The following is a 3938-nucleotide window of genomic DNA, read 5'->3' on the forward strand; positions in this document are numbered from 1 at the left end:
TGGTGCTACAAGTTAACTGAACTAAATAATGAGTTTTCGCAGTCCAGGGGCGTATTTCCGGTTTAGCTGTTAGCGTCCCGCCTCATGATCGGTGGGAGTGGTCAGCGGGATCTGGCGGGGTTGGTCGTGCTCGATGTGGGGCGGCTGGCCGAGTCCGGTGACGAGTGGGAGCCGTACCGGCTGCTGGATGCTGACGGTGCGGTGGTGGAGCCGGTGGCTGTCTTCTTCGCCGGGCTCCAGGCGGAGGACAAGTCGGTATCGACGTTGAAGGCGTACGGCAACGACCTGTTGCTGTGGTGGCGGTGGCTGGCCGCTGTCGGGATTGCATGGAACCAAGCGACCACGATCGAGGGCAGGGACTTCCTGCGGTGGATGCGGATCGCGGACAAGCCGACTCGAGGTCATTGGCGTTATCGGGACGGGGCTGTGCCACCAGCCTCATCTGAGAAGGCCGGAACAGTGAAGCGTGCGTCGGCGAGGGCGAACCCGGTGACGGGGAAGGCTGGGCCTGGCCCCAAATTCGCGCCCGCGAGCAGGGCGCGCGCCGAGTCGACATTGCGTAACTTCTACGAAGTTCACCTGGAGACCGGCCAGGGTCCGATCATCAATCCGTTCCCGCTTGACCGAGCGCGAAGGGCTGCCAGGACCAACGCCCACCACAACCCGATGGATCCGTTCAAGCATGAGCGGAAGGGCCGCTACCGGCCCACCGTGCCCAAACGCATTCCCAAGAGGATCCCGGACGAGCAGTTCAGCCAGATCTTCGCCGGGCTGAAGTACCACCGTGATCGGGCACTGCTGGCGTTCTGGGTCTCGACTGGAGCCCGTGCCGAGGAGCTCCTGAACTCCTTCCAAGACGATGTCTATCCGGGTGACCAGTTGATCTCGGTGACCCGCAAGGGCAGCAGGGAGGTGCAGCAGATTCCAGCCTCGCCAGACGCGTTCGTCTGGTTGCGGCTCTACCAGGAGGAAATCTGGAAGCGCGGAGCTCCCCGAGGCCGCACCCAGCCCTTGTGGTTCACGTTGAGGCGGCCGTTCCGGCCGCTCACCTACCCGGCCGCCCGCGCCATGTTCAACCGCGCCAATGAACTGCTCGGCTCGAACTGGACTATCCACGACCTGCGGCACACGGCCGCCTGGCGGATGGCTCAGGACCCGGAGATGCCCATCACCGATGTCCAGTGGATCCTCGCGCACGCCTCGCTGGAGACCACCCAGCTCTACACCACTCCCGACCAGCACGAAGTCATCGTCAACACCCGGGCTTACCACCAGCGGCGGGCCGGCAAGCCCGCCCGGACACCTGCGCCGCCGGCTCCGGGCTACAACCCCGAGTCTCTGCGCACCCTGTTCGGGGGCCTCTCATGACCATCCAGACTCAACTTCCTGAGCAGCAGACCCGATCTCAGGCCGGCGATCAGTGGCAAGGTGCCGCCTCCGCCGCCGGCGAGGCGCTCAGACAACTCCAGGCCAAGTTCCCGCCCCGCTCGGTACCTGAGACCTGGCCGGCTACCCGCGCCAGTACGAAGCAGATCATGGAACGCCTGGACCGCCCACCGTTGCGAAGCGCCAACAAGCACACACACTATGGGCGGCGGACTGGGGCGCTCAGGCTGCTGGCGTGGTTGGAAACGATGCCCGGGGACACCTGGCAGCAACGGTGGCTGGCTTCCGGCGCCCAGGAGTCCGGCGGGGAGTGGATGAACGAGCCGTTGTCCTGGTGGCGGGGACGAGACGGGCGATGCAACAGGGACCTGCTCGGGTCCGGGCTGGTCGCCGTGCTCTGCGCGGACGTGTTCCGGCCGGATCTGGAGTGGTTGTCGCGGATCATCCAATCCCAGCACTGGCGGATGGCGGTTGCAGCCCACCGCGATCCGCAGGGCTACGCCGACCTTCAGGCCGCGGTCGGCCAGGAGACCAGCTCATCGAGCAGCTGGGCGGTCGGACTCGGCCAGATCGCCACCCTGGTCCTGGCCAAGGGCGGCGGCGTCAAGGACATCGTCGTCGGTGACTGCCTGGAGCTTCGAGAGGTCGAGACGAGGACTCGAGTCAACGCAGGAAGATCGCAGTTCTACAGCATGCTGCGGGACCTGGGCATCTTTCCCGCCGACGCCCCACCGACCATGCAGTATCTGCAAATCTACTCCGGTCAGCTCACCGTCGAGCAACTCGTGGACCGCTACTCCCTGCAGTGCCGACCAGTCCGGGACCTGATCGTCGACTACCTACGCGAACGCCAGCCCATCCTGGACTACACCAGCTTGCGGCAAGCTTCACGGACCCTGAGCATGCACTATTGGAAAACCCTGGAGTCCATCCAACCGGGAATCGAGTCCATCCGTCTCAGCCCGGAGGTCGTCGATGCCTGGAAAGAACGCCTCCGCACGAAGGTCACCCGACAGCGGCAGCCGGACGGCTCCATAGCCGAGATTTCCTCGCCCCGCACCAACGTGGTGAGCCTCCTGACGTCAGTCAGGGCGTTTTACCTTGATATCGCCCAATGGGCCGCCGAAGATCCCGCCCGCTGGGGGCCGTGGGCCGTGCCCTGCCCGATCACGTTGGGCGAGATCTCGGCCAAGAAGGGCAAGGCCCACCGCAAAGCCCGGATGGATCAACGCACGCGTGAACGGCTCCCCGCGCTGCCGGCCCTCGTCCAAGCCGCGCACCAGCAACTTCAGCAGGCCCGGCTCCGCCTGGACGCCTTCAACAGCGCAATGCCCGGCGAGTCCTTCACGGTCCTGGAGCAGACGTTCATCAGACAGAAGAGCTCTGGCGCTCATGGTCCATCCACTACGGCCTACGCCTTCGATACCGCAGGCAGTCGCTACAACCTGGGTTCCGCCGAGCGGCGGGCATTTTGGGCCTGGGCGACGGTGGAATTCCTGCGGCACACCGGCTGCCGGGTCGAGGAGATGCTGGAGACCAGCCACCACAGCATCACCCAGTACACCCTGCCCGATACCGGTGAACTCATCCCGCTGCTGCACATCGCGCCCTCCAAGACCGACGAGGAACGCCTCTTGGTCATCGACGTCGAACTGGCAGATGTCCTCGCCGCGATCGTTGCCCGAGTCCGTGACAGCACCGGGCAAGTCCCCCTCGTCGCTTCCTGGGACGTCCATGAGCGGGTCTGGAACCCGCCCATGCCACTGCTGTTCCAGTGGCGGCACGGCGGCCATCTCCGCAGCGTCAGCAGCAGCGCGATCCGCCTGAGCCTGAAACTGCTCCTTGAACAGACTGGCCTCACCGACGCATCAGGACAGCCGCTGCACTACACACCCCACGACTTCCGGAGGCTCTTCACAACCGAGGCGATCTTGAACGGGATGCCCCCGCACATCACGCAGTTGATCTTGGGACACAAGGACATTAATACCACCATGGGGTATCACACGGTCTATCCCCAAGAGGTGATCAACGGGCACCGGGCCTTCATCGCCCGCCGACGGGCGCTGCGGCCCAGCGAGGAGTACCGCACTCCGACCGACCAAGAGTGGGAGGAGTTCCTCGGCCACTTCCAGCGGCGGAAGCTGGCCTTGGGCGAATGCGGCCGGGCCTACGGAACGAGCTGCCAACACGAGCACGCCTGCGTGAGATGCCCACTTCTGCGCGTCAACCCACACGAGAAGCTGCGCCTGATCGAGATCCGCGACAACACGGTCGCCCGCATCACCGAAGCCAACGAACGTGGCTGGCTGGGCGACCTCGAACAGCTGGACCTCACCCTCACCGCCGCCAACAGCAAGCTCGCCCAGCTCGAAGAACGAGTACGGAAGACCACCGTCACCCCTCTCGGGATGCCGACCTTCCGCGATGTCGCCGGCCCCACGGCCACCCTGCCCACAAGGAGCCGGAGCTAAGGCTCTCCGCATCGATGTCCACAGCCAAGCTCCCGCAACCCCTCTTCATGATCGTTTGATAGTTCAGAGAATACGGCA

Annotated in this window: 2 protein-coding genes; both read left to right on the top strand. The window is 65.0% G+C overall.

Annotation, left to right across the window (positions count from 1 at the left end):
- Window positions 1-126 precede the first annotated feature (126 nt).
- Window positions 127-1368: a tyrosine-type recombinase/integrase gene (locus tag AB0O34_RS36275; protein ID WP_363923453.1), complete on the top strand. Its 1242-nt coding sequence runs from the start codon at window positions 127-129 to the stop codon at window positions 1366-1368.
- Window positions 1365-3860, top strand: a complete 2496-nt coding sequence (locus tag AB0O34_RS36280) for a site-specific integrase (protein ID WP_363923451.1) — start codon at window positions 1365-1367, stop codon at window positions 3858-3860. The genes AB0O34_RS36275 and AB0O34_RS36280 overlap by 4 nt, the downstream gene beginning before the upstream one ends.
- Window positions 3861-3938: the final 78 nt, after the last annotated feature.

The sequence above is a fragment of the Sphaerisporangium sp. NPDC088356 genome, assembly GCF_040685555.1.
Lineage (GTDB): Bacteria > Actinomycetota > Actinomycetes > Streptosporangiales > Streptosporangiaceae > Sphaerisporangium.

Coding starts and splice junctions, on each gene's coding strand:
- AB0O34_RS36280 (WP_363923451.1), top strand. CDS start 1,365: ATGACCATCCAGACTCAACTTCCTGAGCAGCAGACCCGATCTCAGGCC.